This window comes from Rhodanobacter sp. UC4437_H4 (assembly GCF_052978425.1).
In genome coordinates this window covers 1,436,278-1,461,413 of the sequence record NZ_CM129673.1, presented here as the reverse complement: position 1 = coordinate 1,461,413, position 25,136 = coordinate 1,436,278, and the positions used below count along the sequence as shown (strand labels likewise).

Below are 25,136 nucleotides of genomic sequence, written 5' to 3'. Positions count from 1 at the left end.
CGGATCGCGTCGTGATCGCCACCATGCACGGCAAGGAGGCGGTGATTGCTCCTCTGTTGCAGCGGGCCCTGGGTCTGCAGCCACTCTTGCCGGCCGGATTCGATACGGACCGGTTCGGCACCTTCAGCCGAGACATTCCCCGCCTCGATTCCCCGCATGCAACGGCAAGGGCCAAGATCGCGGCAGCCCTGGAGTGCGTGCCCGAGGCGCATGCCGGTGTTGCCAGCGAGGGCAGCTTCGGCCCCCATCCACAAATCCCGTTCGTGCCGATCGACAGCGAGCTGGTGATGCTTGTGGATCGTCGCGATGGCGTCGAAATCGTCGGAACGCATGTCACGCCGCGCACCAATTACGCCCAGCGCGTGGTGGCGGATGCGCGCCTGGCCGTCGCCTTCGCCGAAGGCATCGGCTTTCCCCGGCATGGAGTGATCGTGACGGCTGCGGTTGACGGCAAGTCCCACCCGGCGCTCTTGCTGCGCAAGGACAACCTGAGCCGGGCGCAATTGCTGGCCAATGTCGCCGATGCCATTGCCATCAGCGGCGCGGCCTGCGTGGAAACGGACATGCGCGCATGCAGCAACCCGACGCGGATGCGTGCCATCAAACGCGCGACCATCGATCTCGTGCGGCGCTACCGATCCTGTTGCCCGCAATGCGGACGACGCGGATTCGTGCCCACCGAACGCATCGCCGGCCTGCCGTGCGGGGCCTGTCACGCACCCACCGACATGATCCGTGGCGTGGTCGCGATCTGCGCGGGCTGTGGTCATCGCCGCGAGCAATCGTTCGAGGCGGCGTGGGCCGATCCCGGGCGCTGCGATTTCTGCAATCCGTGACCCGCCACCCGGAGGTCGATGATCCGGAACGTGGCCTCTGGTGATGGCTTCTCCCGCATCCGGCCTGCTCGTGCCGTGGCGGGGATCAGCGCAATTCCTTCCTGCATCGCCGCAGGCATCCCTGAGGACTGGGGTGAGTTCAGCCCCCTCACGACCACGCCGGCATGCCCACGCCCGGAGCGATCCGCTTTTCACGAGCATGTCGCGCGATCCACAGCGTGCACATCGGTTCCGCACAAATTCAATCCAAAACTCGCGGCCAACCGTATAGACACTCGCGTCGGGGCATTTCCCAGCGCGAAGCAGGACTCTCTGCCCGAGGGTCTCGAACCGGTTTGTCCCCCTATTGGAGATGCCAACATGAAAGCTTTCCCCCTGATCGTCGCCGCTTGCGCCTTGGCTGTTGCCGGTGCCGGCAGTGCCCGGGCCCAGGATTACAGCGCGCCAGGCTTCTACGGCGCGGTGGGTTACAGCGGTGTCGCACCCAAGAGCAACAACGGCGTGCTGGCGGGCGCCTTCCAGTCCAGCATCGGCGATGACTGGGAGCCGACCCTCACGCTGGGCTATCGCTTCGCGCCGAACTGGGGCGCCGAGCTGTGGCTGCCGTTCGTGAAGTTCGAGCACGACGTGAAGCTCGATGGCGCGAAGTCCGCCACCATCAAGCACATGCCGCTGCTGCTCACCGCCCAGTACCACTTCCTCGCCGACCAGACGTGGCAGCCCTTTGTCGGCCTGGGCTATGGCTGGGTGAACGTGAGCGACGAGCGCACCACGGGCCCCATCGCGGGCACGAACCTGGACGTGAAGGACGGCAGCGGTGTCGTCGGGCAGCTGGGCCTGGATTTCCACGCCACGTCGAACGTGTTCGTGCGTGCCGATGCGAAGTACTTCAACTGGAGCAGCGACGTGAGGCTCAACGGGGCGGGCATCGGCAAGGCGAAGGTAGACCCCTGGATCTACGGCATCAGCGTGGGCTACAGCTTCTGACGGTTCCGCTGCACGAAACCGCTCGACCCTGCACGCGCGGTGCACGCGAACGCACGTGGGGCATGGCCCGCACGCCGACCATCTCGCCGGCCGACTCCGACGCGCTGGTCGTCCGCGTCGTGCCGGCGGGCCGTTCCGGCGCGCAAATCCGCAAGCTGCCGCCGTCGCGGCCCGACAGCGCACCCGCAACGCCAGGTCGTCGTCGGCGAATCGACGCCGACCTGGTGCGGGCCCGTCTTCACGGGATGCAGAGCCTCGCCGGCCGATGATGCAATTTTGCAACGGAGGAGAACTGTCGATGAACGTGAAATTGAGTCTGCTTGCGGCTGCCTGTGCGCTGGCGCTGGCCGCCTGCAGCGACAACTCGTCCTCGCCGAAGGCACCCGAATCGACTCCGACGCCGTCCGCCACCACGGCCCCGGGCGAGGCACCGGTGACGATGGCGCCCGCGCCGGCGGCGACCGCCGGCATGGCCGCAGCGCCCGCCGTGTCCGCGATGGACACCAGCAAGGGCGCTGCGGTGGTCACCGATTGCGCCACCGAGATCGAGGGTTCGGATGCGATGCAGTACAACGTGTCGTCCATCGTGGTGCCGTCGTCGTGCAAGGACTTCAAGATCACCCTCAAGCACACCGGCACCATGCCGGTCACTGCGATGGGCCATGACGTGGTGATCGCCAGGCAGTCGGACCTGCAGGCCGTGGATGCCGACGGCGTGGCCGCGGGCGCAGCCGCCGGTTACGTCAAGGAAGGCGACTCGCGCGTGATCGCGCACACCAAGCTGATCGGCGGTGGCGAAACCACCTCGGTGAGTTTCCCGGTCAGCAAGATCCAGAGTGGCGGCCCGTACGCGTTCTTCTGCAGTTTCCCGGGTCACTCGGCGCTGATGAAGGGCACGATCAGCGTGCAGTGACGTGTCTGCGCCGGGTTCCGTGCGAACCCGGCGCGGTCAGCTCGCAGGGACTTGCCGCCCGTTCGCCATGGCGGCGTCCAGCGTCAGCGCGACCTCGCGTTCCGGCACCGCGCCGACGATCTCCGCGCGGCCGATGCCGCGCCACAGGATCAGGCGCAACTGGCCGGCCGTGTTCTTCTTGTCCAGCCGCATCCACTGCAGCAACTGCTCCGTATCCATGTCCGGCGGGATCGCCAGCGGCAGGCCGAGTGCGTGCAGCAGGCGTTGCAGCCGCGCGGTGTCGCGCGGCTCGCTCATGCCGGAACGTTCGGACAATTGCGCGGCCAGCAGCATGCCGATCGCCACCGCCTCGCCGTGCAGCAGGCTGGTGTAGTGGCCCGCGGTTTCCAGCGCGTGGCCGAAGGTGTGGCCGAAGTTGAGCAGGGCGCGTTCACCCTGCTCGGTCTCGTCGCGCGCCACCACGCCGGCCTTGTACTGCACCTTGCGCGCGATGGCTTCCAGCACGGTGTCGACGTCGCGCGCGGCCAGCGCCTCGGCGTGCTGCTCCAGCCACACGAAGAACGCCTCGTCGCCGATCGCCGCGCCCTTGACCACCTCCGCGAGGCCGGCGCGGTACTCGCGCGCGGGCAGGGTGGCGAGCGTGTCGATGTCGGCGATCACCGCGCGCGGCTGGTGGAAGGCGCCGGCCAGGTTCTTGCCCACCGGCAGGTTCACCCCGGTCTTGCCGCCGACCGAGGAGTCGACCATCGCCAGCAAGGTGGTCGGCATCTGGATGAAGTCGATGCCGCGCATCCAGCAGGCGGCACTGAAGCCGGCGAGGTCGCCGACCACGCCGCCGCCCAGTGCGATCACGCAGGCGTCGCGGGTGGCGCCGAGCTGGCCCAGCGCGTCCAGCACGCGGCCGACGTTGGCGAAGCTCTTGTGCACCTCGCCGTCGTCCAGCAGGAACGACGACCAGTGCAAACCCTCCAGCCCCGACTCGACCCGCGGCAGGTACAGCGGCGCCACCGTGGTATTGCTGACCACCAGCGCATGGCGCCCGCGCAGCAACGGGCGCCAGCGCGCGGGATCGTCGAGCAGGCCGCTGCCGATCCATACCGGGTAGCTGCGCAGGCCGAGCGAGACGTTGATGCTGTGCAGGGGCGGCTTGTTCATGCGTGGTGCGGGGGACAGGAAAGAGGGGCGCGTTGCCAGTGCGCATCGATCAGGGCAATGCAGCGCTCGCTGGCGGCGCCGACACTGCCATGGTGGCCGGGCACGGCGAGGTCGGCAAGTTCGCGGTAGATCGGCTCGCGCACGCCGGCCATCGCCTGCAGGCGCGCGAGGCGGTCGGGCACGGCCAGCAGCGGGCGACGATGGTCGCGTTCGAGGCGTTCGAGTTGCTGCTCCACGCTGGCCTGCAGCCACACCACGAAACCGCGCTGGCTCAGCCAGCGGCGGTTGTCGCTCGCCAGCACGGCACCCGCGCCGGTCGCCAGCAGCATGCCGCAGCGCTGGCTCAGCGCGTCGAGCTGCGCGCTCTCGCGCTGGCGGAAGCCGGTTTCGCCCTCGACCTCGAACACGGTGCTCACGTCCACGCCGCAATGCTGCTCGACCTCCTGGTCGAGATCGATGAACGAGAGCCCATAATGCACGGCGAGCCGCCTGCCGACCGAGGTCTTGCCGGCACCGGTCGGACCGACGATGAACAGGTTGCACGACGGATTCATGGCTTGATGCTAACAGGCGCCGGAGGAGGGCTGCGGTGAGCGAAAGGGTACTGCTGGCCGGTTGTGGCGATCTCGGTCTGCGCGTGGCGCAGCGGCTGCGCGGGCGCGGTGACGAGGTATGGGCATTGCGCCGGCACCCGCCTGTGGCAGGGGGCCCGGGCATCCGCTGGCTGCAGGCGGACCTCACCCGGCCGGACAGCCTCGCCGCCTTGCCGCGCGCATTCACGCAGCTGGTTTACCTGCCCACGCCGGACCACCGCGACGCGGCAGCCTATCGCGCGACTTTCGTCGACGGGCTGCGCCATCTGCTGGCCGCGCTCGACGATGGCAGGTTGCAGCGTGTGCTGCTGGTTTCCTCCAGCGCGGTGTACGGCGCGCACGACGGCGACTGGGTGGATGAGGACACGCCGCCCGCCCCACCCGGTTTCAACGGCGCCACCTTGCTCGAGGCGGAGCACTGGCTGGCCGCGCAACCGGTGTGCTCGGTGGTGCTGCGCCTGGCCGGGCTGTACGGGCCGGGGCGAACCCAGCTGTTCGAGCGCCTGCGCGCCGGCACGGTGCAGGTGCCGCGGGCCGCGCCGCACTGGGCCAATCGCATCCATGTGGACGATGCGGCCGCGGCGATCGCGCACCTGCTGGCGCTGCCCGATCCGCAGGCGTGCTATCTCGGCGTGGACGACACCCCGCTGCCGCTCGACGTGCTGCACGATCATCTGGCGCGACTGCTCGGCGTACCCCCGCCGGCCGCCGGCGCGCCGCCGCCGGGTATCGGCAGCAAGCGGCTGAGCAATGCGCGGCTGCGCGCCAGCGGCTTCGCGCCGCGCTGGCCGGATGCGCGCCTCGGCTACGCCGCGCTGCTCGACAGCTGATCTTCGTTCCACCCGCCATCCAGGAGAGCGCCATGACTGCATCCATCCCGCATCACCAGGTCAGCACCGGCAACGACATCCCCGGTTGCCGCATCGTGCGCTCGTTCGGCATCGTGCGCGGCATTACCGTGCGTTCGCGCAGCGTGGTCGGCAACCTCGGCGCCGCGTTGCAGACCATCGTCGGCGGCAATATCTCCATCTACACGGAACTGTGCGAGAAGGCGCGCGAGGAAGCCTTCGAACTGATGCTGCAGCATGCCGCCGCGATGGGCGCCAACGCCGTGGTGGCGATGCGCTACGACGCCAACGACGTGGCCCAGGGCGTCACCGAAGTGCTGGCCTATGGCACCGCCGTGCAGGTGCAGCCCGCCTGAATGCATGACGCGGTGCGGCTTGTGCCGCGTCGTGCGTGCGGGCCAGACTCGGGCTTCGGGACAGGGAGCGCCGCGTGCCGCTTGCACGCCCGGACGGGAGGTTCACGCCATGTCAGTAGCCAAGGTCATCGAGATCAACGCGTCGTCGAAGCAGGGCATCGAGGATGCCGTGCAGCACGGGTTGCGCAAGGCCGGGGAATCGGTGAAGAAGATCAAGGGAGCCTGGATCAACGAGATCAAGGTGGTCACCGCCGACGACGGCAGCGTCACCGAGTGGCGCGTCAACATGAAGGTCAACTTCGTCGTCGACTGAGGGCGCGCGGCGTCAGGGCGGCGCCTCGACGCTGCCCTGTCAGCCGTGCGTGAGGCCGGTCACGTGGCGGTCGTCGTCGTACTCCACCACCGTGTCGGCCAGCGCCGGCAGCGTCGCCAATGCGTGGCGGCTGAGGCGTTCGAAGTGCATCAGGAAGCGGCCCATGCTGGCCGCGTCCATCGCCAGCGGGGCGTGGCGTGCGACCAGTTCCTCCTCCTGCTCGCCGCGCCAGCGGCGCACGATGTCCCAGTTCGGTGCCTGCAGCACGATCAGCGCGTCGAACTTGCGCCATAGCGGCTGGTAGCCGCGCAACTGCTTGTTGACCCAGCGCCGCCAGGCGCCGTCCGGATCCTCGTCGCGTTCCAGTGCATTGATCGGCCGGGCCAGCGCCGTCAGCGGCTGCGGCCGGATGCCCAGCGCCCAACCTTCCACGATCACCAGCGCGGGTCGCTTGGTGATCCGCGGCCAGCGCGAGGGCGGCAGGCGCGTGTCGCGGCCCTTGTCGAAGCGCGGATGGGTCACCGCCAGCCGGGCGGAGGCGTGCGGCACCGCCGCCAGCACCGACAGCAGCAGCTCGATCTCGTGGGTGCCCGGCACGCCGCGCGAACGCAGCAGCGGGTGCACGTCGCGCGCCAGGGCCTCGCGCTCGCTGCGGGCGTAGTAGAAATCGTCCAGCGAGAGCACCTCGGTGTCCCAGCCGCGCGCCTTGGCCTGCGCCTTCATGACTCGCGCCAGGGTGCTCTTGCCGCTGCCCTGCAGGCCCGACAGGCCCAGGATGTAGGGCCTGCGCGAGCGCGCAATGCGCCCGGCGTACTGGTCCAGAAGGTGTCCGGCCAGCGCCTCGTTCTGCTGCTGCGCCAGCGACATCATCGGCGGCGACTCCCGGCCTGGCCCGGGCCGGCACGACGGCAGGCTGGCGCATGGCCATTGCCGCCATTTTCACCTTGCGTGGAGAAGCATCGCGCCGTTGCCGCCGGGGGCGGGATGCGGGGTGCGGGGATCATTGCACTATCATCGGACAGTTTCATTCGCTCCATGATGGCGCGCTTTGGCCACGACGCAAAAGGGAAGTTTCACACATCATGCTCAAACCTGAAATCCTGGACACTTTCATCCGGCTGCTGGACGAGGCCAAGGCCAGCGGCGACCCCGAACCCACGGCGATGAACCTGGCCACCGCGGAAAGCGCCGGCCGGGTCGCCTCGCGCATCGTGCTCCTGAAGGGCGTCGACGAGCGCGGCTTTCGCTTTTTCAGCAACTACCAGAGCGACAAGGGCGGCCAATTGGAGGCGCACGCGCAGGTCGCGCTGTGCTTCCACTGGAAACACGTGCGCCAGGGCGTGCAGGTGCGCGTCGAGGGAGTCGCGCGGAAACTGCAGGAGGAGGAGTCCGACGCCTACTTCGCCAGCCGCCCGCGCGGCAGCCAGATCGGCGCCTGGGCCTCGCTGCAGTCGCAGACCCTGCCCGACCGCGAGACCTTCGAGCGGCGCGTGCAGCACTACGAGGAGGAGTTCGCCGGGCGCAACGTCAGCCGGCCGCCGCACTGGGGCGGTTACCTGGTGGAGCCGGACATGATCGAGTTCTGGTATGGCGCCGAGTTCCGCCTGCACGAGCGCGTGCGCTGGAGCCGCCACGGGCAGACCTGGACGTCCCGGATGCTGTACCCGTGAGCGCGTCGGCGGTGGTGGTGGCGCAGCGCGAGTTCGTGGTCGACACCCGCGGCCGCGGCTTCCACGACATCACCGCCGAAGTCGCCGATGCGGTCGCGGCCAGCGCAGTGCGCATCGGCACCGCGCTGGTGTTCACGCCGCACACCAGTTGCTCGCTGCTGCTCGGCGAGAATGCCGACCCCGCCGTGCGCGCCGACCTCGAGCGCTGGTTCGCCCGCGCGGTGCCGGACGGCGATCCGCTCTTCCGGCATGACGCCGAAGGCCCCGACGACATGCCCGCGCACGTGCGCTCGATCCTCACCGGGGTCAGCCTCGGCGTGCCGGTGCGCAACGCCGCGCCGACGCTCGGCACCTGGCAGGGCATCTACCTGTGGGAACACCGCCACGCCGCGCACCGGCGCCGGGTGGTGGTGACCGTGACGGGCATGCCGACGGACTGATCTCGCTCAGAGCAGCCGCATCAGTTCCTTCATCAGCGGCAACCGGCGCACGCGCACGGCGCTGGCGCGGAACACGGCGTTGGCCAGCGCGGGCGCGACGCTGGGCATCGCCAGGAAGCTCGCGCCACTGGGGTCGCGGTCGCCGGGCACGGTGATCACTTCCACCTCGCGCGGCAGTTCGGTCATGGTGGCCAGCGGGTAATCCTTGTAGCCGTGCTGCTGGACCTGGCCATCCTTGAAGGTGATCGCCGGGTGCAGCGCGAGCGACAAGGCGTCCAGCGTGGCGCCGGCGATCTGTCCTTCCAGGCCCAGCGGATTCACCACGCGACCCACGTCGACGGCGCAGGCCACGCGGCGGACCACCAGCGTCTGGCCTTGCAGCGCGACCTCGATGGCGTGCGCCACGTAGGCGCCGTCGACGTGCCAGCAGGCGAGGCCCAGGCCGTTGATGCTGTGCAGCCAGTTCTTCCACACGATGCGGTCGGCGACCAGTTGCAGCACGTTGCGAAGGCGGCCGACGTCGAGCACGGCGTCGCCGCCCAACGGCAGCTGGCGCGGTTCGCCGAGGATGCGCAGCCGCGTCTTCAGCGGATCTTCGCGCAGCTGGTGGGCGATCTCGTCGATGAAGCTTTCCACCGCGAACGCGTTGCTGAGATGCGGCATGCCGCGGAACGGTCCGCGCGGCATCGCCGAGGCCTGCGCGTACCAGTCGCTGCGGTAGTTCGGCACCAGGCCGGCGGGCAACTGGTCGGCGCGCAGCTCGGAGCGCCACAGTCGATCTTCCGGCACGCCGCGCAGGCTCGCCGCCGAGGCGCTGACCATGCGTTGGTTCCAGCCGATCAGCCGGCGCTTGCGGTCGACGACGGCGTTTAGCTGGTGCACGCAGCCGGAGCGGTAGAAGTCGTGGCTGAAATCCTCGTCGCGGGTCCACAGCAGGCGTATCGGCTTGCCGACCGCCTGCGCCAGGATCACCGCCTCGGCGACGAAATCGTGGTCCAGCCGGCGACCGTAACCGCCGCCCACGCGCGGCACGCGGATGTCGATCTGCGCCGGCTGCAGCCCGGTCAGGCGCTGCACCACCGCCCAGGCTTTCTGCGGCGCCTGGGTCGGCACCACCAGGCTGGCGCGATCCTTGTCCAGCCGCACCAGGCAGTTCATCGGCTCGGCGGTGGCGTGGGCCAGCCAGGGCTGCACGTAGGTGGCCTGCAGGCGGCGCGCGGCTTTCTTGCCGGCGGCGTCGACGTCGCCGTCGTCGCGCACGCGCGTGGTCGGCGCATCGGTGCCGGCGAGCGTGGCCAGCGCCTGTTGCTCCAGCGCGCTGCTGCTCTCCCCGCCGCCTGCGCCGGGCTTCCATTCGAGCTTGAGCTTGGCGCGGCCCCGCAGCGCAGCCCAGGTGTCGGTGGCCAGCACGGCGACGGCCGGGGCAATCACCGTCATGCCGCGCGGCTGGCCCGGCTCGGGCTTGAGCTGGATCACCTTGACCACGCCGGGCTGCGCCAGCGCGTCGCCGGTGTCGATGCGCGCCAGCGTGCCGTCCGGCCACGGGCAGTGCACCAGCACGGCGACCAGTGCATCGCCGAGATGCTCGTCGATCGCGTAGCGCGCCTGGCCGGTGACGATGGCATGCGCGTCCACGTCGCCGGCGGGCCGGCCGATCAGCTGGTAGCTGCTGGCGGCTTTCACCGGCGGCGCCTGCGTGGGCAGCGCGACCTGGCTGGCGTCGGCGGCGAGACTGCCGTAGGTGGCCCGGCGCCCGTCGGGCGCGATCACGGTGCCCGCATCGCAGCGCAGCCGGCTGGCGGAAACGCCGAGCCGTCGCGCCGCCGCCTGCAACAGCAGCCAGCGCGCCAGCGCGCCGACCTGGCGCAGGTCGCGCCACGCGGCCGGGATGGAATTGCCGGTACCGCCCACCTGGTGGCCGTAGGTCCACTTCGGCCGGCCGTTGTCGTTGCTGACGCCCAGCCCCAACGCAACCACGCGGACCCGCTCCCAGTCGGCGTCGAGTTCGTCGGCGATGATCCGCGGCAAGGCCGTGGCCACGCCGGTGCCGGTATCCGGGTCGCGCGCACCGATCAGCACCAGGTCGTCGGCGTCGATGCGCACATAGGCGCCGAGGTCGTGGAAATCGTTGCCGAGCAGCGCTGGCGGCAACGGAGCGTCGGCGGCGTCGGCCAGGCGGATGCCGACCACCAGCGCACCGGCGGTGCCGGCCAGCACCTGCAGGAATCGACGGCGATCGAGGCGGATCGTGGAGTTGCCGCCCTCGCTGCTCACGACTGGCCCGCCTTGCCGGCCGCCGCCCGCTTGATCGCGCGGCGCACGCGGGTCTGGCAGCCGCAGCGGCACAGATTGGGCAACTGGTCGATGTCGTCGTCGCTCGGCTTGGGCTTGCGCCGCAGCAGCGCCACGCCGGCGATCAGCCAGCCCGGCGTGCAGTAGCCGCAGCCGATCGCGTCCTCGTCGATGAAGGCCTGCTGCAGCGGATGCAGGCTGTCGTCGCCGCCGGCCAGCCCCTCCACCGTGGTGATCGACTTGCCGGCCAGCGTCTGCATCGGCGCCGTGACCGCGGAAACCGCCGCGTCCGCCACCAGCACGAGGTCGGCGCCGTTCTCGCCGTGCGCGCCGCCGTACTTGGTGCCGGTCAGCCGCAACACGTCGCGCAGGTACCACAGCAGCGGCATCTGCGGGTCGCCGGTGTGCCGGTAATGCTCGCCGTTGATCTGCACATCGATGCCCTCGCGTGCCTTCTCCGGCACGATGGCGCTGGCCGGTTCGGCCGGCAGGATGTGGGATTGGAGCATCGGGACTTCTCCGCGGATCGTCTGCCTATTGTGGCATTGCCGTGTGGCCGCAGCAGCCCCGCAGCCACATGCCGTTCATCGTCGACGGCGGCGAGCGGTGCGCCGGGCCGGCGTCACGCGCCGCGGTGCTGCTTGCCCAGGCGGCGCCAGATGCCGTACACCGGGATGCCCGCGGCCATGATCAGCAGGCCCATGCCCGCGTTGCGCGGGTTGTCGAGCAGGGTGGCCACCACCACCGCCCCAACCGTCGCGATGAACAGCCACGGCAGCCACGGGTAGCCGGGCACGCGGAAGCCGGGGTTGGCCGGATCGTGCCGGCGATACCAGAACAGCGTGGCCACGCCCACCGCGCAGGCCAGCCAGTCGCCGAAGGTGGCGTAGTCCAGCAACTGGCCGTAGCCGCCCGAAAGGGCCAGCACGATGGCCCAGCCGGTCAGCAGCAGCAGCGCGGTGTTCGGCGTGCGCCAGCGCGGATGCAGCCGCGCCACCGCGCGGAAGAACAGCCCGTCCTCGCCCATCACCTGCAGCACCCGCGCACCGGCAACCAGGGTGATATTGCAGAAGCCGAGGGTGGAGATCGCCACGCCCAGCGCGATCACCTTCGCGCCGACCGGGCCGGCCACCTGCTGCATCACGTCCGCCGCCGGCGCACTGCTGGCGGCGAGCCCGGCGTGACCGAGCACGGCGAGGTAGGCCACGTTGACCAGCGCGTAGGCGCCGATCACCAGCAGCATGCCCAGGGTCAGCGCGCGCGGCAGCGTGCGCTGCGGGTCGCGCACTTCGCCGGCCAGGTTGTTGAGGTAGGTGAAGCCGGAGTACGCGAACAGCACCGGCAGCGCCGCGCTGATGAAGCCGACGCCGTGGCGCGCCGGATCGGCGGCCAGCACCTGGCCGTGGCCGGCGCCGGCGAGGAACAGGCCGCACACCACCAGCACCGCCACCGCCAGCAGCTTGAGCAGGGCGAACAGGTTCTGGATCTGCGCGCCGAGGCGGATGCCGAACAGGTTGATGCCGCCGACGAAGACCAGCGCGCCGACGGTCAGCGGCAGCGCCCAGGCCGGCGGCAGCCCGAACAGCGAAGCGGCGTAGCTGGCGAAGATCGTCGCCACCGCCGCGCTGGAGCCGGAGTAGATCACCAGCAGCATGGTCCAGCCGAACAGGAAGCCGGCCAGCGGCCCGAACGCCTCGCGCAGGTAGACGTAGGTGCCGCCCGCGTGTGGCCGGCGCGCGCCGAGCTCGGCGTAGCACAGCGCGCCGATCAGGGTGAGCACGCCGGCGGCCACCCACATCAGCAGCAGCGCCAGCCCCGACTCGGTGCGCTGCGCCACGATGCCGGGGTTGAGGAAGATCCCGCCGCCGATGATGCCGCCGACCACGATCAGGGCGGCGTCCCATGGGCGCAGGCTGCGCAGGTAGCTGCCGGAGGGATGGGCTGAGGGCATCGGTCGGGTCATGTGGATGGCGGCGCGACAGCATGGCGGCGCGCCGCGCGTTCGGCAAGGCGGCGGTGATCAGTCCGCGGCCGGAAACAGCAGTTCGCCGCGCACGCCGATGACGCAGGCTCCGCCGATGGTGACGGCGCCGGTGGCGTCGTCGCGCGCCACATCGACCAGGCCGTCGCGACCCACCTCGCGCCCCTGGCTGGCGCGATAGTTCAGGCCATGGCCGTCACGATCGCCGCGCGCGCCGAGCCAGGCCATGATCGCCGCATTGGCGCTGCCGGTGACCGGGTCCTCCGGGATGCCGTCGGCGGGACAGAAGGCGCGCACCGCCATGGCCGCGACACCGGAACGTTCATGCCCGAACACACTGACGCCGACCGCGTCGTGCCGGAGGCACAGTGCCGCCAGCGCCGCCATGTCCGGCGTCAGCGCGCGCACCGGTGCCGCCTCGCCCAGGTTGCACAGGATCCAGTGCGGTCCGTTGTCGACCAGGACGACGTCGTCGCGCGCAAGTTCCACCCGCAATGCAGATGCGAGCTGCGCGCGCAGGGCATCATCGATCTCGCCCAACCGGGCCGGCGGCGCCTGCACGTGGATGATCCGTGCCGGGCCGTCGCCGACCACCTGCACCGGCAGCAGGCCGGCCTCGCACTGCTGGGTCAGTCTGCGCTTGCCGGCATCGACCAGCCCCGCCTCGATCGCTGCATACGCGCTGCCCACACTGGGGTGGCCGGCGAACGGCAACTCCTGGCGCGGCGTGAAGATGCGCACGCGGTAGTCCGCCTGCGGCTCGGTAGGCGGCAGCAGGAAACTGGTTTCGGAGAGGTTGGTCCAGCGCGCGATGCGTTGCATCGCTGCGCCATCCAGCCCCTCGGCGTCCACCACGACGGCCAGCGGGTTGCCGTTGAGCAGACGGTCGGCGAAAACGTCCAGTTGCAGGAAACGGCGTGCTGGCATGGCGGTTCCGGGGGAGGGAGTCGCCGGAAGATCGCATTGATGGCGTTCGCCGACAAGCCGGCGAACCGGCCCGCGCATTCGGCGCGGGCCGGGGCGTTCGCTCAGAAGCCCACGCGCAGGAACGTGTCGAAATTGGCCACGTCCAGGGTGCCGATGCCGGCGCCCGGGTTGTAACGGCCATTGCCGGCGTAGAACCAGTTGTCGCCGGCACTGATGCGGTTGAACGCCGACCACTTCCCGTAGCCGAAGAGGTTCTGCAGCAGGTACATGTGCGGGTTCCACAGGCCGATGCGATGGCCCGTGCTCTGCCGCAACAGCGCGGTGATGCCGTTCAACTGCGGTGCGACGAAGCTGGTGCCGCCGGAGCTGTACAGGCCGCCCTGGAACACCAGCAGGTAGCCGGTTTCCGGATCCGCGTTGAGCGAGATGTCCGGCAGGTTGCGACCCTTGAAGTTGCCGGGCAGCTTCAGGTAGGTGTACGGGCCGGTGGCCGGATCGTTGTAGGTCAGCTCCTGGTTTTTCTCGCTGCGCTCCATGCCGCTGGTGAAGAGCTGGTACATCGGCTGGCGCCAGTAGACGCTGACGCCACCGCCGCCGCCGACCGAGAACACATAGTCGCGACTGGGCACGAACGGCAGCAGGTAATCCCAGCCCCACACGCTCTCCTGGTCGATCGACAGCACCACCTGGCCGGAGGAGTTGACGAACTTCACCGGCACCGTGGTGCCGCCGGCAGCGGTGATGTACGGATCAGACGCCGGGGCATCGACGGTGAGCGGTGCGCTGAACTCGCCCGGTCCGTCACCGGTGCCGAGGGCGCGTACCGTGTCGTAGGCGCCGGAGTCGCCGCTGGCGGCGAACATCGACTGCCCCTGCGCGGCCGCCTCCAGGAAAATCTGGTGATAGGCACGCAGGTCGCCGACGTCGGTGGTGTCGGTGTTGCGCGCGCCGTCCACGTTCAGCGCCGCGAAGTTGAAGATCTCGCCCAGACCCCAACTGGCCGAGATGCTGTCCGCCCGGTTGTCGGAGACCGCGCGGGCGAACGCGTCGACGAAGCCGGAGCCGGCGTTCGGCGCGTCGTAGACGATGATGTTGGCCTGCGGCGCCAGCCCGCCGGCCTGCTGCACGTCGAGCGTGGTCTCGTCCGCGCCGTTGGTGCCGCCGCCGCCGTCGACATGCACCTGGGTGATGCGGTTCGGCTTGGTGTCCAGCCCGATCGCGGTCCAGTAATCCTCCGCGTCAGACGGGTCGAAGGTGGCCAGGGTGACGATCGCCAGGGTCGAACCCTTGCCGGTGATGCCGCGCCGGTACAGCGGGTTGATGTTGTACAGGTTGGCCACGTCGCCCACGGTGTACTGGCCAGGCACCCCGGTGGCGGTGGGGTTGCCGGTCGCTGCCGCACGCGCCTGCGCCGACAGCGTGGTCGGCGGGTTGGCCAGCCGCAGGTTGGTCACCGGCAGCTTCGACGTGTGGTGCGGCACGTAGTGCCACTCGTTGCTGAGGCCGCTGGCCAGGATCACGTTGTCGCCCAGGCCGACCGGCATCACCAGCGGACGCGCCGGGCGATGGAAGCGCTGGCCCGTCTTGCGCGACACGTAGTTGTGCACCGGCGTGCCGAACAGCTGGCTGAACTGGCCGATCGTGCCGCGCACACTGATTACCAGGTGGCTGTCCAGCAGCTCGCCCTGCAGCCCATGCTGGCTCAGGTAGCCCTGCACTTTGGCGATTTGCGCATCGGTGGCGCCGTAGCGCTCGGCGAACTGCGCCGTGGTGAGGAACTTCTGGAAGTTCGCGCTGCCGGGCGTGGCCGTCTGACGAACGTAGTTTTCAAGCTCGGCCTCGTGGCGCAATCGCAGCACGAGGCTGACGGTGACGCTCTGGTCGGTGGGTGCCAGGCCCTGGTCGGTGACGGCCTGCAAACCCGCGGCGGAGACCGAGGTGGCCACACCGGCCAGCATGGTCGCGAGGCTGATGGCGAGAACTTTCCTGCGCAATTTGAAGTGCATGAGTGCTTCTCCCTGGAGTGGACAGGGCTGGCTGGAAAGCGGATGCACTTTCGGCAGGCAACGAACGGAAGGTGGCGGCGCTTTGAAGCTCAGCCCTGCGTTTCACGTGCGAATTGCAACTTCCCCAGCGACGTCGTCAGTTCCCCCTGACGACCGGCGTTGCGCCGCTCGCGCGAGATTAGTACCAAGTGCCTGCCGAGATAAAGACGCCCGGGTGCCTTCGTCGGCAGGCCGGCCCGCACTGCACCCGGTCGGGTTTTGCCGCCGGTGGCCGGTGCGGCACAATGGCGGTTTTCCCGGTCTGCCCACAGCGAATCCATGGCCTCCATCAAGCAAGAAGACCTGATCCAGTCCGTCGCCGACGCGCTGCAGTACATCAGCTACTACCACCCGGTCGACTACATCAAGAGCCTGGCCGCCGCGTACGAGCGCGAGGAGTCGCCCGCCGCGAAGGACGCCATGGCGCAGATCCTGATCAACTCGCGCATGGCCGCCGAAGGCCACCGGCCGCTGTGCCAGGACACCGGCATCGTCACCGTGTTCCTCAAGGTGGGCATGAACGTGCGCTGGGACGACGCCACCATGTCGCTGGAGGACATGGCCAACGAGGGCGTGCGCCGCGCGTACCTGGACCCGGACAACAAGCTGCGCGCCAGCGTGCTGGCCGACCCGGCCGGCAAGCGCATCAACACGAAGGACAACACGCCGTCGGTGGTCAACATGTCGATCGTGCCCGGCGACACCGTCGAGGTGATCGTGGCGGCCAAGGGCGGCGGCTCCGAGGCGAAGTCGAAGTTCGCCATGCTCAATCCGTCCGACTCGATCGTCGACTGGGTGCTGAAGACCGTGCCCACGATGGGCGCCGGCTGGTGTCCGCCGGGCATGCTCGGCATCGGCATCGGCGGCACCGCCGAGAAGGCGATGCTGATGGCGAAGGAGGCGCTGATGGAGTCGATCGACATCCAGGAGCTGATCGCGCGCGGCCCCGCCAATCGCGCCGAGGAGCTGCGCATCGAGCTGTTCGAGAAGGTCAACGCGCTGGGCATCGGCGCGCAGGGCCTGGGCGGCCTCACCACCGTGCTCGACGTCAAGGTGAAGGATTTCCCGACCCACGCGGCGAACCTGCCGGTGGCGCTGATCCCCAACTGCGCCGCCACCCGCCACGCGCACTTCGTGCTGGACGGCTCCGGCCCGGTGATGCTCGACCCGCCGTCGCTGGAAGACTGGCCCAAGCTCACCTACGACGCCTCCAAGGGCCGCCGGGTGAACCTCGACACGGTGACGCGCGAGGAAGTGGCAAGCTGGAAGCCGGGCGAGACGCTGCTGCTCAACGGCAAGCTGCTAACCGGCCGCGACGCCGCGCACAAGCGCATGGTCGAGATGCTCAACCGGGGCGAGCCGCTGCCGGTGGATTTCAGCGGCCGCTTCATCTACTACGTCGGCCCGGTCGATCCGGTGCGCGAGGAAGTGGTCGGCCCGGCCGGCCCCACCACCGCCACCCGCATGGACAAGTTCACCGAGCAGGTGCTGGCGCAGACCGGCCTGCTCGGCATGGTCGGCAAGGCCGAGCGCGGCCCCGCCGCGATCGAGGCGATCAGGAAGCACCGCTCGGTGTACCTGATGGCGGTGGGTGGCGCCGCGTACCTGGTCTCCAAGGCGATCAAGGCCTCGCGCGTCGTCGGTTTCGCCGACCTGGGCATGGAGGCGATCTACGAATTCACCGTCGAGGACATGCCGGTCACCGTGGCGGTCGACTCGGGCGGCAGCTCGGTGCACCAGACCGGTCCGCGCGAGTGGCAGGCGAGGATCGGCAAGATCCCCGTCTTCATGCAGTAAAAGCAGTGCGCGAGCGCACGCGTTTGCCTCCTCCCCCTCCGGGGGAGGATTGAGGAGAGGGAGTTTCAGGATCACCTCAGCTCTCCATCGAAAACCCGAACACCCCGCAGGGCGGGCACTGCCCGCCGCCCCGCACGAGGCAAGGAAGGGCCGGAGGGTACTGCCCGCATACGGCAAACAGCAGTCTAGACGTCCAAACGAGTCGTCCTCGAAAAACCATTTGCAATTCCAATGCCGCAGCGCAACACTGACTGAATAACCATCCCCTGACAGCGAACTCCCGTGACCTCGCCAACCTCCGCGCCGCTGCCCGCCGACGCCCCCTGGATCGTGATGAAGTTCGGCGGCACCAGCGTCGCCACGCTTCCGCGCTGGCAGAACATCCGTGAGCTGGTCGCCAGCCGCCGCGCCGAAGGCGCGCGCGTGCTGGTCGTCGTTTCCGCGCTGACCGGCATCACCGACGCGCTGAAACAACTGTGCGGCGAGGGCGGGCAGGACAAGCGCAAGGCGGCGGCCGGCGCGATCGCGCAACGCCACTACGACCTGCTGGAGCACATGCAGCTGGCCTTGCCGGACACGCTCGGCGAGCGGCTGGGCGAGCTGGCGCGGCTGGCCGAGGACGGCCCCGCGGCGCGCGGCGAGCTGGCCTGGCAGGCGCAGGTGCAGGCGCACGGCGAGCTGATGTCCAGCGCGCTCGGCGCGGCGTTCCTCAGCCATAGCGGCCTGCCCACGCAGTGGCTGGACGCGCGCGACTGCCTGGCGGCGGTGGCGTTGCCGAACCAGAACGAGCGCACCCGGCTGCTGTCGGCCATGGTCGAGGCAAAGCCCGACCCGACCTTGAACGCGCGCCTGGCCGCGCTCGGCGAGGTGTTCATCACCCAGGGCTTCATCGCGCGCGAAACGCATGGCCGCACCGTGCTGCTCGGGCGGGGCGGTTCGGATACCTCGGCGGCGTACTTCGGCGCGCTGCTGAAGGCGGCGCGGGTGGAGATCTGGACCGACGTGGCCGGCATGTTCACCGCCAACCCGCGCCAGGTGCCGGGCGCGCGCCTGCTGCAGCGACTGGATTACGAGGAGGCGCAGGAAATCGCCTCCACCGGCGCCAAGGTGCTGCATCCGCGCTGCCTGTCGCCGCTGCGCGAGCCGCGTGTGCCGCTGCTGATCAAGGACACCAACCGGCCCGAACTCGACGGCACCGTGATCGGCCCGGAGGTGCGCGCGCATGCACCCAGCGTCAAGGCGATCAGCGCGCGCAAGGGCATCACCCTGGTCTCGATGGAGTCGGTCGGCATGTGGCAACAGGTCGGCTTCCTCGCCGACGTGTTCGCGCATTTCAAGCAGCACGGCCTGTCGGTGGACCTGATCGGTTCGGCCGAGACCAACGTCACCGTGTCGCTCGATCCCACCGAGAACCTGCTCGACTCCGACGCGATCGCCGCGCTGGCCAGCGACCTGGCCAAGGTGTGCCGGGTCAAGGTGATCGCGCCGTGCGCGGCGATCACCCTGGTCGGCCGCGGCATGCGCTCGCTGCTGCACACCTTGTCCGGCGTGCTGGCCGAGTTCGGCCAGCTGCGCGTGCACATGATTTCGCAGTCGTCGAACAACCTGAACCTGACGTTCGTGGTGGACGAGGAAGTGGTCGATGCGCTGCTGCCGCATCTGCACGACTTGCTGATTGGCGCCGGCGCCCTGCGCACGGACGACAGCGCGCTGTTCGGCCCCAGCTGGCAGATGCTGTATGGCGGCGGCGAAATCGTTCCCGCCGTGCCGGCATGGTGGCGCCAGGCGCAGCGTCCGCGCCTGCTGGAACTGGCCGCCGAAGCCACGCCGCGCTACGTCTACCACCTGCCCACGGTGCGCCAGCAGGCGCGCGAGCTGAAGTCGCTGGCGGCGGTGGATCGGCTGCACTACGCGGTGAAGGCGAACACGCATCCGGCGATCCTGCGCGCGCTGGCGGCGGAGGGCTTCGCGTTCGAGTGCGTGTCGCCGGGTGAATTGAAAGCGGTCGCCGCGGTGGTGGCGGAATCGGTGCCGCTGCTGTTCACGCCGAACTTCGCGCCGCGCGAGGATTACGTCCATGCGCTGGGCACCCGCGCCAGCGTCACGCTGGACGCGTTGCATCCGCTGCAGCACTGGGGCGAGCTGTTCCGCGGTCGCGAGATCGTGTTGCGGGTCGACCTTGGCCGCGGCCTGGGCCACCACGAAAAAGTGCGTACCGGTGGCAGCGCCAGCAAGTTCGGCCTGCCGCTGGACCAGTTGCCGACATTTCTGCAGCTGGCCGATGCGCATGGCGTGGCCGTGCGCGGCCTGCACGCGCATCTTGGCTCGGGCGTGCTCGACGCCGCGCATTGGGGCGAGGTGTATGCGCAGTTGGCCAGCCTGGCCGAGCGCATCGCCAGCGTGGTGTTCCTCAACATCGGCGGTGGCCTCGGCGTGCCGGCGCACCCGGGCGAGGCGCCGCTGGACATCGCCGCGCTCGACCGTGCGCTGCGCGAGGTCAAGGCGGTCTATCCGCAATACCAGCTGTGGATGGAGCCGGGCCGTTACCTGGTCGCCGACGCCGGCGTGCTGCTGACGCGGGTGACCCAGCTGAAGGACAAGGGCGGCTTCCGCTACCTCGGCGTGGACACCGGCATGAACAGCCTGATCCGCCCCGCGCTGTACGACGCCTGGCACAAGATCGTCAACCTCAGCCGGCTTGGCGAGCCGGCCACCGCGCTGTACCAGGTGGTCGGCCCGATCTGCGAGTCGGGCGACGTGCTGGGCACCGACCGCCGACTGCAGGAGGCGGCCGAGGGCGACGTGATCCTGATCGCGCAGGCCGGTGCCTACGGCAAGGTGATGTCCTCGCATTACAACCTGCGCGACGAGGCCGACGAGGTGGTGATCGACGACTGATCCGGAGCGCGCCTGTCCCGCTCTTTGGCCGGCGAAAGCCATCGAACGGGCACCGCCTGAAGCTAGAATCAGCCTGTTCGCTCCCGACGATGCGGGCGATGGAGAAAGATGTGAGCAACACGATGCAACCGCGCCTCACCCGGGTCTTCCGCTTCGTGCGTGCGAGCTACACCGACGGCGTGGCCGAGCTGGCGTATGCGTTCGACGACGGCGAGGAACTGGTCGAGACGATCCGCTTTCCGCAGGCGCCGGCGGTTCCCGCCGAGCGGCGCGCGGCGTTCGATGCGGCGCTGAAACTGCTGCACCTGGTCGCCGGCGTCAGCTACTACAAGGCCGGCGTGCCGCCGAAGATCGAGCTGGCCGATGGTCCGCTCGACGATGCCACCGCCGAACTGCTGGAACAGCTGTACCTGCACGGGCTGGCCGAGTTCGCCTATCGCAACGGGCTGGACCTGCGCGGGCGGATCAACTTCCCGCGTGGCGGCAGCACGCCCACGGTCGGCGCGCTGGAGTTGCCCAAACGCACCCTGGTGCCCATCGGCGGCGGCAAGGATTCGCTGGTGGCGGTGGAGGCGATCAAGTCCATCGGCGGCGAGGCGACTGCGGCATGGGTCGGCAGCTCCGCGCTGATCGCCGGGTGCGCCGAGCGGACCGGCCTGCCCACGCTGAACATCGAGCGCGAGCTGGCGCCGGGCCTGTTCGAGCTGAACCGGCTCGGCGCGTGGAACGGGCACATTCCGGTGACCGCGGTGAATTCGGCGATCCTCGCCGTCGCCGCGGTCCTGTACGGCTACGATTCGATCGCGTTCGCCAACGAGCGTTCCGCCTCGGCTGCCACCTTGGAATACGACGGCCAGCAGGTGAACCACCAGTGGAGCAAGAGCCTCGCGTTCGAGACGCTGCTGGGCGACTGGCTGCACACGCACGTGGCCAGCGACCTCGACTACTGCTCGCTGCTGCGGCCGTACTCTGAGCTGGCGATCACCCATGCGTTCGCGAAGCTGACGCCGTACTTCGACGTGTTCTCCAGCTGCAACCGCAACTTCAAGCTGCTCGGCCCGAAGCCGGTCGACCGCTGGTGCGGGCAGTGCCCGAAATGCCACTTCGTGTTCCTCGCGCTGGCGCCGTTCCTGCCCAAGCCGCGGCTGCTGGCGATCTTCGGCCGCAACCTGCTGGATGACGAAAACCAGGCCGCCGGCTTCGACGCGCTGCTGGAATACCAGGACCACAAGCCGTTCGAGTGCGTGGGCGAGGGCGCCGAGGCGCGCGCGGCGATGCATGCGCTGAGCCAGCGGCCGGAGTGGCAGGAAGATGCGCTGGTCGAACGCTTCCGCAGCGAAATCCTGCCGCAGCTCGACGCAACGCAGCTGGCGCTGGAGCCGTGGCTGCAGCCGTCGCCCGAACACCGCGTGCCGGCACGCCTGCAGGCGGCGCTGGCGGCGATCGGTTGATGCGCTTCGACGAGCTTCGCGATCGCCGCGTGGCGATCTGGGGTTTCGGCCGGGAGGGCCATGCGGTGATCAAGGCCTTGCGCACGCGCCTGCCGGAACAGGCGCTGACCTTGTTCTGCAGCGCCGCCGAAGTCGAGGCCGCGCGTGCGTTCGACGCGGCGCTGGACATCATCGTCGGCGAGCCGGATGCGGTGGCGCTGGCCCGCTTCGACGTGGTGGTGAAGTCGCCCGGCATCTCCGCCTACAAGCCGGCGTTGCTGGCCGCGCAGGCGCAGGGCACGCGGTTCACTTCCGGTACCGCGCTTTGGTTTGGCGAGCATCCGGATGCGCGCGTGATCGCGGTCACCGGCACCAAGGGCAAGAGCACCACCAGCGCGCTGCTCGCGCACCTGGCGCGCGCACTCGGCGTGCGCACCGCACTGGCCGGCAACATCGGCCTGCCGTTGCCGGAGCTGCTCGACCAGCACGCGGACCTGTGGGTGATCGAACTGTCCAGCTTCCAGACCGGTGAAGCCGGTCCGCTGGAACTGGGCGTGGTCACCAGCCTGTACGAGGAACACCTGGACTGGCACGGCTCGCGCGAGCGCTACGTGGCCGACAAACTGAAGCTGGCCGACGTGTCGCGCACGCTGCTGGTCAACGGCCTGCAGCCGAATCTGCTGCAGTACACCGCCGCGCATCCGCATCGCCTGGTGTTCGGCACGCCGGAAGGCTGGCACGTGCGCGATGGCATGGTCTGCCGCGGTGCGCAGCCGGTATTCGACAGCGTCGCGCTGGCGGCGCCCGGCCTGCACAACGCGCTCAACGCCTGCGCCGCGCTGGCCGCGCTGGAAACGATCGGCATGGACGCGCTCGCCGCCGCGCCGGCACTGGCCACCTTCCGCCCGCTGCCGCACCGGCTGCAGCCGCTGGGCGAACACGATGGCTGGCACTGGGTCAACGACTCGATCAGCACCACGCCGCTGGCCACGCTGGCTGCGCTGGAAAGCCTGCATGGCCGCACAGTGACCGTGCTGGTCGGCGGCCACGACCGCGGCCTGGACTGGACGCCGTTCGTCGAGGCGATGCGCAGTGCGCCCGCGCACGCGATCGTCTGCATGGGCGCCAACGGCGCGCGCATCGAGGCGGCGCTGCGCGAGGCGGAAGTACGTTGTCCGATCCTGCCTGTCGACGACCTCGCCGGCGCCGTCGCCGAGGCGAAGACGCACACCCCGCGTGGTGGCGTGATCCTGCTCTCTCCGGGCGCGCCGAGCTTCGACCAGTTCAAGGACTACGCCGAACGCGGCCGTCGCTTCGCCGCGCTCGCCGGGTTCGATGTGGCCATCACTGGCATCGAAGGCCTGGGCATCGACTGAGCCGGCCCACCAACCGCGTGGCATGTCGTGAAGGGCACCGGCCGACTTGTCGCGTCTGCAGGTGTCTGCCATTCGACCCGCTGCGCATGTCTCATGGATGACCTGCGCGGGGGAAACCGATGCAGAGGGGCGGGAGCAGGGAATTCACGATGGCCGTCCGTGGCGCGGCGGATGTGTACAAGGGCTGGCATTTCGGCCTGACTGGCCCGCGCCGATCGGCGAGCGGCGATTCGCCGAGTCGGTGTCGGGGCGTTCTGAAATACTGCCGAGGGCAGGTGACACCTGGGCGCAGTCATCCCCGCGAGTTGTTCGACAACGAGGCTGGACAAGCTGGGACAGTGTTTCGGTTCGACCCGAGAATGATCGAGGACATCGGATTCCCACTTTCGCGGGAATGACGGAAAAGCGGGGCTTCAGCGCGCGCAGCGCGTACGCGGCTCGTTCACGCGCTTCTTGCCGTCGAGCTTGATGTGCTGGCGCAGCCAGGCGGCGAACTCGGTTTCGGCCAAGCTGCCTTCGGCGAGGGCGATCATGGCGACGTACTTGTCTTCGTCACTGGCGACGAGATCGGCGTCGTTGAGTGCAAGGAAGACCCGGTAGCAGACATGCGCCGTGCGTTTGTTACCGTCGACGAAGGGATGGTTGCGTGCCAGCCCGTAGGCGAGGCTGGCGGCGAGGTCGGCAAGGTCCGGTGGCGGACCGACGTAGGCATGCAATTGTCGGGGGCGTGCAAGTGCTGAATCCAGCAGATGGTCGTCGCGCACGCCGGTGCCGCCGCCATGTTCGGCCAACTGGCGTTCGTGGATGGCGATGGCGAGCGGCCTTTCGATCCAGACGATCATGGCTGCCACCTATTGCGCCAGCTTGTGCAGGACGTTGCGGTCCTTGCGCATGACCTCCTCCGCCACCTCCATCTGCCTGGCCAAGGCGGGGTCGTAGGTAGTGAGGCGGATGCCGTCGGGGGTTTCCAGCGCAAACAGCTCGTCGCCTTTCTCCAGCCGCAGGCGGGCCAGCAGTTCGCGCGGCAGGATGACACCGGCGGAGTTGCCGATGGTGGTGATCTTCAGTTTCATGGCGGCCTCCGGAATGGTTATAACGTATGTTATACGCTCGATTTCCCGGCTGCAACGCGTGGCACGTTGCGGCGCAGCCGCATTGCCGCCAGCGCGCGAGAATGCGGACTTGGCATGACAGGCATCGTTGCCGACCTTGCCGTGACGTCCGCCATGCCATGCTCGGGTATTTCCCGCTCATTCCGTTCCTGATCTAAGGAGTCATCCCATGCAATACCGTCGCCTCGGCCGATCCGGCCTGCAGTTGTCCGCGTTGTCGTTCGGCGCCTGGGTCACCTTCGGCAGGCAGGTCGGGCGCAGCGAGGCGCGCGACATGCTGGCGCTGGCGCACGATCGCGGGGTGAACTACTTCGACAACGCCGAGACCTACAACAACGGCGTGGCCGAGCAGGTGATGGGTGACGTGCTGGCCGATCTGCGCTTTCCGCGCGACAGCTACTGCGTGTCCAGCAAGGTGTTCTTCGGCGCGGTGGATGAGCCGCGGCCGACCCAGCGCGGCCTGTCGCGCAAGCATGTGATCGAGGCCTGCCATCAGGCGCTGCAGCGCCTGCGCGTGGACTACCTGGACCTGTACTTCTGCCACCGACCCGATCCGGACACCCCGGTCGACGAAACCGTGGCGGCGATGGATACGCTGATTCGCCAGGGCAAGGTGCTGTACTGGGGCACCAGCGAATGGCCGGCCGAGGCGATCGAAGAGGCCCATCGGGTGGCGCGCGAGAATCATTTCTACGCGCCGGTGATGGAGCAGCCCCAGTACAACCTGCTGCACCGCGAGCGGGTGGAGCGCGAATATGCGCCGCTGTACGAGAAGTACGGCATGGGCACCACGATCTGGTCGCCGCTGGCTTCGGGCCTGCTGAGCGGCAAGTACGACCGGGGCATCCCCGCCGACTCGCGGCTCGCGCAGCCGGGCTACGAATGGTTGCGCAAGAGCGTGCTGGGCGAGGGCGACGAGCGCCTGGTGCAGGTGCGCGCGCTGCAGCCGATAGCCGACGAGCTGGGCACCAGCCTGGCGCAACTGGCGATCGCCTGGTGCCTGCTGAACCCGCACGTATCCACCGTGATGCTGGGTGCGAGCAAGCGCGAGCAGCTGGCGCAAAACCTGGACGCGCTGGAGCTGCTGCCGCGACTGGATGCGGCGCTCGCCGGGCGCATGCGGCAGGCGGTGGGTGGCTGACCCGTCGCGCGTGGAGTCCGCGAGGG

At 69.4% G+C, this 25,136-nt stretch carries 25 protein-coding genes; 14 read left to right on the top strand and 11 right to left on the bottom strand.

The genetic code is table 11. From position 1 onward, the window contains the following. Window positions 1-11 precede the first annotated feature (11 nt). The 4 genes from ACVCL3_RS06910 to azu all read left to right on the top strand — a co-directional run bounded on the left by ACVCL3_RS06910 (window position 12) and on the right by azu (window position 2,736). The gene (locus ACVCL3_RS06910; RefSeq protein ID WP_447100803.1) at window positions 12-836 is read left to right on the top strand and encodes a DUF6671 family protein; all 825 of its coding nucleotides are present in this window, start codon (window positions 12-14) and stop codon (window positions 834-836) included. Window positions 837-1,196: 360 nt separating this feature from the next. Further along, window positions 1,197-1,823 carry an OmpW/AlkL family protein gene (locus ACVCL3_RS06905; protein ID WP_447100802.1) on the top strand — a complete coding sequence of 209 codons (627 nt, stop codon included), beginning with the start codon at window positions 1,197-1,199 and terminating at the stop codon, window positions 1,821-1,823. 62 nt (window positions 1,824-1,885) lie between these two features. Next, window positions 1,886-2,092 (top strand): hypothetical protein, encoded by a 207-nt coding sequence (locus ACVCL3_RS06900; protein ID WP_447100801.1) that lies wholly within the window; start codon window positions 1,886-1,888, stop codon window positions 2,090-2,092. 29 nt (window positions 2,093-2,121) lie between these two features. After that, window positions 2,122-2,736 (top strand): azurin, encoded by a 615-nt coding sequence (azu, locus tag ACVCL3_RS06895; protein ID WP_447100800.1) that lies wholly within the window; start codon window positions 2,122-2,124, stop codon window positions 2,734-2,736. A gap of 36 nt (window positions 2,737-2,772) precedes the next feature. On the opposite strand, the gene aroB is transcribed toward azu, so the two are convergent. Next, window positions 2,773-3,891: a 3-dehydroquinate synthase gene (aroB, locus tag ACVCL3_RS06890; protein ID WP_447100799.1), complete on the bottom strand. Its 1,119-nt coding sequence runs from the start codon at window positions 3,889-3,891 to the stop codon at window positions 2,773-2,775. Continuing rightward, window positions 3,888-4,445 carry a shikimate kinase gene (locus ACVCL3_RS06885; RefSeq protein WP_447100798.1) on the bottom strand — a complete coding sequence of 186 codons (558 nt, stop codon included), beginning with the start codon at window positions 4,443-4,445 and terminating at the stop codon, window positions 3,888-3,890. The genes aroB and ACVCL3_RS06885 overlap by 4 nt, the downstream gene beginning before the upstream one ends. A gap of 35 nt (window positions 4,446-4,480) precedes the next feature. On the opposite strand from ACVCL3_RS06885, the gene ACVCL3_RS06880 reads away from it, so the two are divergent. From ACVCL3_RS06880 to ACVCL3_RS06870, 3 genes are all read left to right on the top strand, one after another. Beyond that, complete coding sequence (locus ACVCL3_RS06880) at window positions 4,481-5,314, top strand: NAD-dependent epimerase/dehydratase family protein (protein ID WP_447100797.1); 834 nt, start codon at window positions 4,481-4,483, stop codon at window positions 5,312-5,314. Window positions 5,315-5,346: 32 nt separating this feature from the next. Beyond that, complete coding sequence (locus ACVCL3_RS06875) at window positions 5,347-5,688, top strand: YbjQ family protein (RefSeq protein WP_395116893.1); 342 nt, start codon at window positions 5,347-5,349, stop codon at window positions 5,686-5,688. 109 nt (window positions 5,689-5,797) lie between these two features. Then, window positions 5,798-6,001 (top strand): dodecin family protein, encoded by a 204-nt coding sequence (locus ACVCL3_RS06870; RefSeq protein WP_395116895.1) that lies wholly within the window; start codon window positions 5,798-5,800, stop codon window positions 5,999-6,001. 39 nt (window positions 6,002-6,040) lie between these two features. Here the strand turns inward: ACVCL3_RS06870 and ACVCL3_RS06865 are convergent, their stop codons facing one another. Then, entirely contained in the window at window positions 6,041-6,871 is an 831-nt protein-coding gene (locus tag ACVCL3_RS06865) for a kinase (RefSeq protein WP_395116897.1), read from the bottom strand. A gap of 212 nt (window positions 6,872-7,083) precedes the next feature. Between ACVCL3_RS06865 and pdxH the strand changes: the two genes are divergently transcribed. Then, window positions 7,084-7,671: a pyridoxamine 5'-phosphate oxidase gene (gene pdxH, locus ACVCL3_RS06860; RefSeq protein WP_395116899.1), complete on the top strand. Its 588-nt coding sequence runs from the start codon at window positions 7,084-7,086 to the stop codon at window positions 7,669-7,671. Then, the gene (locus tag ACVCL3_RS06855; RefSeq protein ID WP_447097050.1) at window positions 7,668-8,111 is read left to right on the top strand and encodes a secondary thiamine-phosphate synthase enzyme YjbQ; all 444 of its coding nucleotides are present in this window, start codon (window positions 7,668-7,670) and stop codon (window positions 8,109-8,111) included. The genes pdxH and ACVCL3_RS06855 overlap by 4 nt, the downstream gene beginning before the upstream one ends. 6 nt (window positions 8,112-8,117) lie before the next feature. Here ACVCL3_RS06855 and ACVCL3_RS06850 read toward each other — a convergent pair whose 3' ends face one another. The 6 genes from ACVCL3_RS06850 to ACVCL3_RS06825 all read right to left on the bottom strand — a co-directional run bounded on the left by ACVCL3_RS06850 (window position 8,118) and on the right by ACVCL3_RS06825 (window position 15,637). Further along, window positions 8,118-10,385, bottom strand: coding sequence for a molybdopterin cofactor-binding domain-containing protein (locus tag ACVCL3_RS06850; protein WP_447100796.1), 2,268 nt, complete (start codon window positions 10,383-10,385; stop codon window positions 8,118-8,120). Then, window positions 10,382-10,912: a (2Fe-2S)-binding protein gene (locus ACVCL3_RS06845; RefSeq protein ID WP_447097048.1), complete on the bottom strand. Its 531-nt coding sequence runs from the start codon at window positions 10,910-10,912 to the stop codon at window positions 10,382-10,384. Before ACVCL3_RS06845 ends, ACVCL3_RS06850 begins: the two co-directional genes overlap by 4 nt. Before the next feature lie 113 nt (window positions 10,913-11,025). Further along, window positions 11,026-12,354, bottom strand: a complete 1,329-nt coding sequence (locus tag ACVCL3_RS06840; RefSeq protein ID WP_447100795.1) for an APC family permease — start codon at window positions 12,352-12,354, stop codon at window positions 11,026-11,028. A gap of 69 nt (window positions 12,355-12,423) precedes the next feature. Continuing rightward, the gene (locus ACVCL3_RS06835) at window positions 12,424-13,311 is read right to left on the bottom strand and encodes a PhzF family phenazine biosynthesis protein (RefSeq protein WP_447100794.1); all 888 of its coding nucleotides are present in this window, start codon (window positions 13,309-13,311) and stop codon (window positions 12,424-12,426) included. Between the two features lie 101 nt (window positions 13,312-13,412). Then, window positions 13,413-15,317 carry a S53 family peptidase gene (locus ACVCL3_RS06830; RefSeq protein ID WP_447097045.1) on the bottom strand — a complete coding sequence of 635 codons (1,905 nt, stop codon included), beginning with the start codon at window positions 15,315-15,317 and terminating at the stop codon, window positions 13,413-13,415. An 89-nt stretch (window positions 15,318-15,406) separates the two neighbouring features. Further along, complete coding sequence (locus tag ACVCL3_RS06825) at window positions 15,407-15,637, bottom strand: hypothetical protein (RefSeq protein WP_447097044.1); 231 nt, start codon at window positions 15,635-15,637, stop codon at window positions 15,407-15,409. On the opposite strand from ACVCL3_RS06825, the gene ACVCL3_RS06820 reads away from it, so the two are divergent. From ACVCL3_RS06820 to murD, 4 genes are all read left to right on the top strand, one after another. Continuing rightward, the gene (locus ACVCL3_RS06820) at window positions 15,636-17,153 is read left to right on the top strand and encodes a fumarate hydratase (protein ID WP_447100793.1); all 1,518 of its coding nucleotides are present in this window, start codon (window positions 15,636-15,638) and stop codon (window positions 17,151-17,153) included. The two genes, ACVCL3_RS06825 and ACVCL3_RS06820, sit on opposite strands and share 2 nt — an antisense overlap. 333 nt (window positions 17,154-17,486) lie before the next feature. Then, window positions 17,487-20,051: a bifunctional aspartate kinase/diaminopimelate decarboxylase gene (locus ACVCL3_RS06815; protein ID WP_447107256.1), complete on the top strand. Its 2,565-nt coding sequence runs from the start codon at window positions 17,487-17,489 to the stop codon at window positions 20,049-20,051. Window positions 20,052-20,173: 122 nt separating this feature from the next. Then, window positions 20,174-21,502: a UDP-N-acetyl-alpha-D-muramoyl-L-alanyl-L-glutamate epimerase gene (gene murL, locus ACVCL3_RS06810; protein ID WP_447101574.1), complete on the top strand. Its 1,329-nt coding sequence runs from the start codon at window positions 20,174-20,176 to the stop codon at window positions 21,500-21,502. Continuing rightward, complete coding sequence (gene murD / locus ACVCL3_RS06805) at window positions 21,502-22,857, top strand: UDP-N-acetylmuramoyl-L-alanine--D-glutamate ligase (protein WP_447100791.1); 1,356 nt, start codon at window positions 21,502-21,504, stop codon at window positions 22,855-22,857. Before murL ends, murD begins: the two co-directional genes overlap by 1 nt. 413 nt (window positions 22,858-23,270) lie before the next feature. On the opposite strand, the gene ACVCL3_RS06800 is transcribed toward murD, so the two are convergent. Together ACVCL3_RS06800 and ACVCL3_RS06795 are read right to left on the bottom strand one after the other, a co-directional pair. Next, entirely contained in the window at window positions 23,271-23,699 is a 429-nt protein-coding gene (locus ACVCL3_RS06800; protein WP_447100790.1) for a type II toxin-antitoxin system death-on-curing family toxin, read from the bottom strand. Between the two features lie 9 nt (window positions 23,700-23,708). Then, on the bottom strand, window positions 23,709-23,930 hold the full coding sequence (locus ACVCL3_RS06795) for an AbrB/MazE/SpoVT family DNA-binding domain-containing protein (protein ID WP_447097039.1): 222 nt from the start codon (window positions 23,928-23,930) through the stop codon (window positions 23,709-23,711). Between the two features lie 208 nt (window positions 23,931-24,138). Here ACVCL3_RS06795 and ACVCL3_RS06790 point away from each other — a divergent pair, with 208 nt between their 5' ends. Then, complete coding sequence (locus ACVCL3_RS06790) at window positions 24,139-25,110, top strand: potassium channel beta subunit family protein (protein WP_447100789.1); 972 nt, start codon at window positions 24,139-24,141, stop codon at window positions 25,108-25,110. Window positions 25,111-25,136: the final 26 nt, after the last annotated feature.

Bases quoted from the DNA above. Each gene is read 5' to 3' on its own strand.
- ACVCL3_RS06815 (WP_447107256.1), top strand. From the start codon at position 17,487: ATGAAGTTCGGCGGCACCAGCGTCGCCACGCTTCCGCGCTGGCAGAAC.
- murD (WP_447100791.1), top strand. From the start codon at position 21,502: ATGCGCTTCGACGAGCTTCGCGATCGCCGCGTGGCGATCTGGGGTTTC.
- ACVCL3_RS06795 (WP_447097039.1), bottom strand. From the start codon at position 23,930: ATGAAACTGAAGATCACCACCATCGGCAACTCCGCCGGTGTCATCCTG.
- ACVCL3_RS06820 (WP_447100793.1), top strand. From the start codon at position 15,636: ATGGCCTCCATCAAGCAAGAAGACCTGATCCAGTCCGTCGCCGACGCG.
- ACVCL3_RS06825 (WP_447097044.1), bottom strand. From the start codon at position 15,637: ATGGATTCGCTGTGGGCAGACCGGGAAAACCGCCATTGTGCCGCACCG.
- ACVCL3_RS06790 (WP_447100789.1), top strand. From the start codon at position 24,139: ATGCAATACCGTCGCCTCGGCCGATCCGGCCTGCAGTTGTCCGCGTTG.
- ACVCL3_RS06840 (WP_447100795.1), bottom strand. From the start codon at position 12,354: ATGCCCTCAGCCCATCCCTCCGGCAGCTACCTGCGCAGCCTGCGCCCA.
- ACVCL3_RS06870 (WP_395116895.1), top strand. From the start codon at position 5,798: ATGTCAGTAGCCAAGGTCATCGAGATCAACGCGTCGTCGAAGCAGGGC.
- ACVCL3_RS06885 (WP_447100798.1), bottom strand. From the start codon at position 4,445: ATGAATCCGTCGTGCAACCTGTTCATCGTCGGTCCGACCGGTGCCGGC.
- ACVCL3_RS06905 (WP_447100802.1), top strand. From the start codon at position 1,197: ATGAAAGCTTTCCCCCTGATCGTCGCCGCTTGCGCCTTGGCTGTTGCC.
- ACVCL3_RS06865 (WP_395116897.1), bottom strand. From the start codon at position 6,871: ATGATGTCGCTGGCGCAGCAGCAGAACGAGGCGCTGGCCGGACACCTT.
- ACVCL3_RS06830 (WP_447097045.1), bottom strand. From the start codon at position 15,317: ATGCACTTCAAATTGCGCAGGAAAGTTCTCGCCATCAGCCTCGCGACC.
- ACVCL3_RS06800 (WP_447100790.1), bottom strand. From the start codon at position 23,699: ATGATCGTCTGGATCGAAAGGCCGCTCGCCATCGCCATCCACGAACGC.
- ACVCL3_RS06875 (WP_395116893.1), top strand. From the start codon at position 5,347: ATGACTGCATCCATCCCGCATCACCAGGTCAGCACCGGCAACGACATC.
- ACVCL3_RS06900 (WP_447100801.1), top strand. From the start codon at position 1,886: ATGGCCCGCACGCCGACCATCTCGCCGGCCGACTCCGACGCGCTGGTC.
- ACVCL3_RS06845 (WP_447097048.1), bottom strand. From the start codon at position 10,912: ATGCTCCAATCCCACATCCTGCCGGCCGAACCGGCCAGCGCCATCGTG.
- murL (WP_447101574.1), top strand. From the start codon at position 20,174: ATGCAACCGCGCCTCACCCGGGTCTTCCGCTTCGTGCGTGCGAGCTAC.
- ACVCL3_RS06835 (WP_447100794.1), bottom strand. From the start codon at position 13,311: ATGCCAGCACGCCGTTTCCTGCAACTGGACGTTTTCGCCGACCGTCTG.
- pdxH (WP_395116899.1), top strand. From the start codon at position 7,084: ATGCTCAAACCTGAAATCCTGGACACTTTCATCCGGCTGCTGGACGAG.
- aroB (WP_447100799.1), bottom strand. From the start codon at position 3,891: ATGAACAAGCCGCCCCTGCACAGCATCAACGTCTCGCTCGGCCTGCGC.
- azu (WP_447100800.1), top strand. From the start codon at position 2,122: ATGAACGTGAAATTGAGTCTGCTTGCGGCTGCCTGTGCGCTGGCGCTG.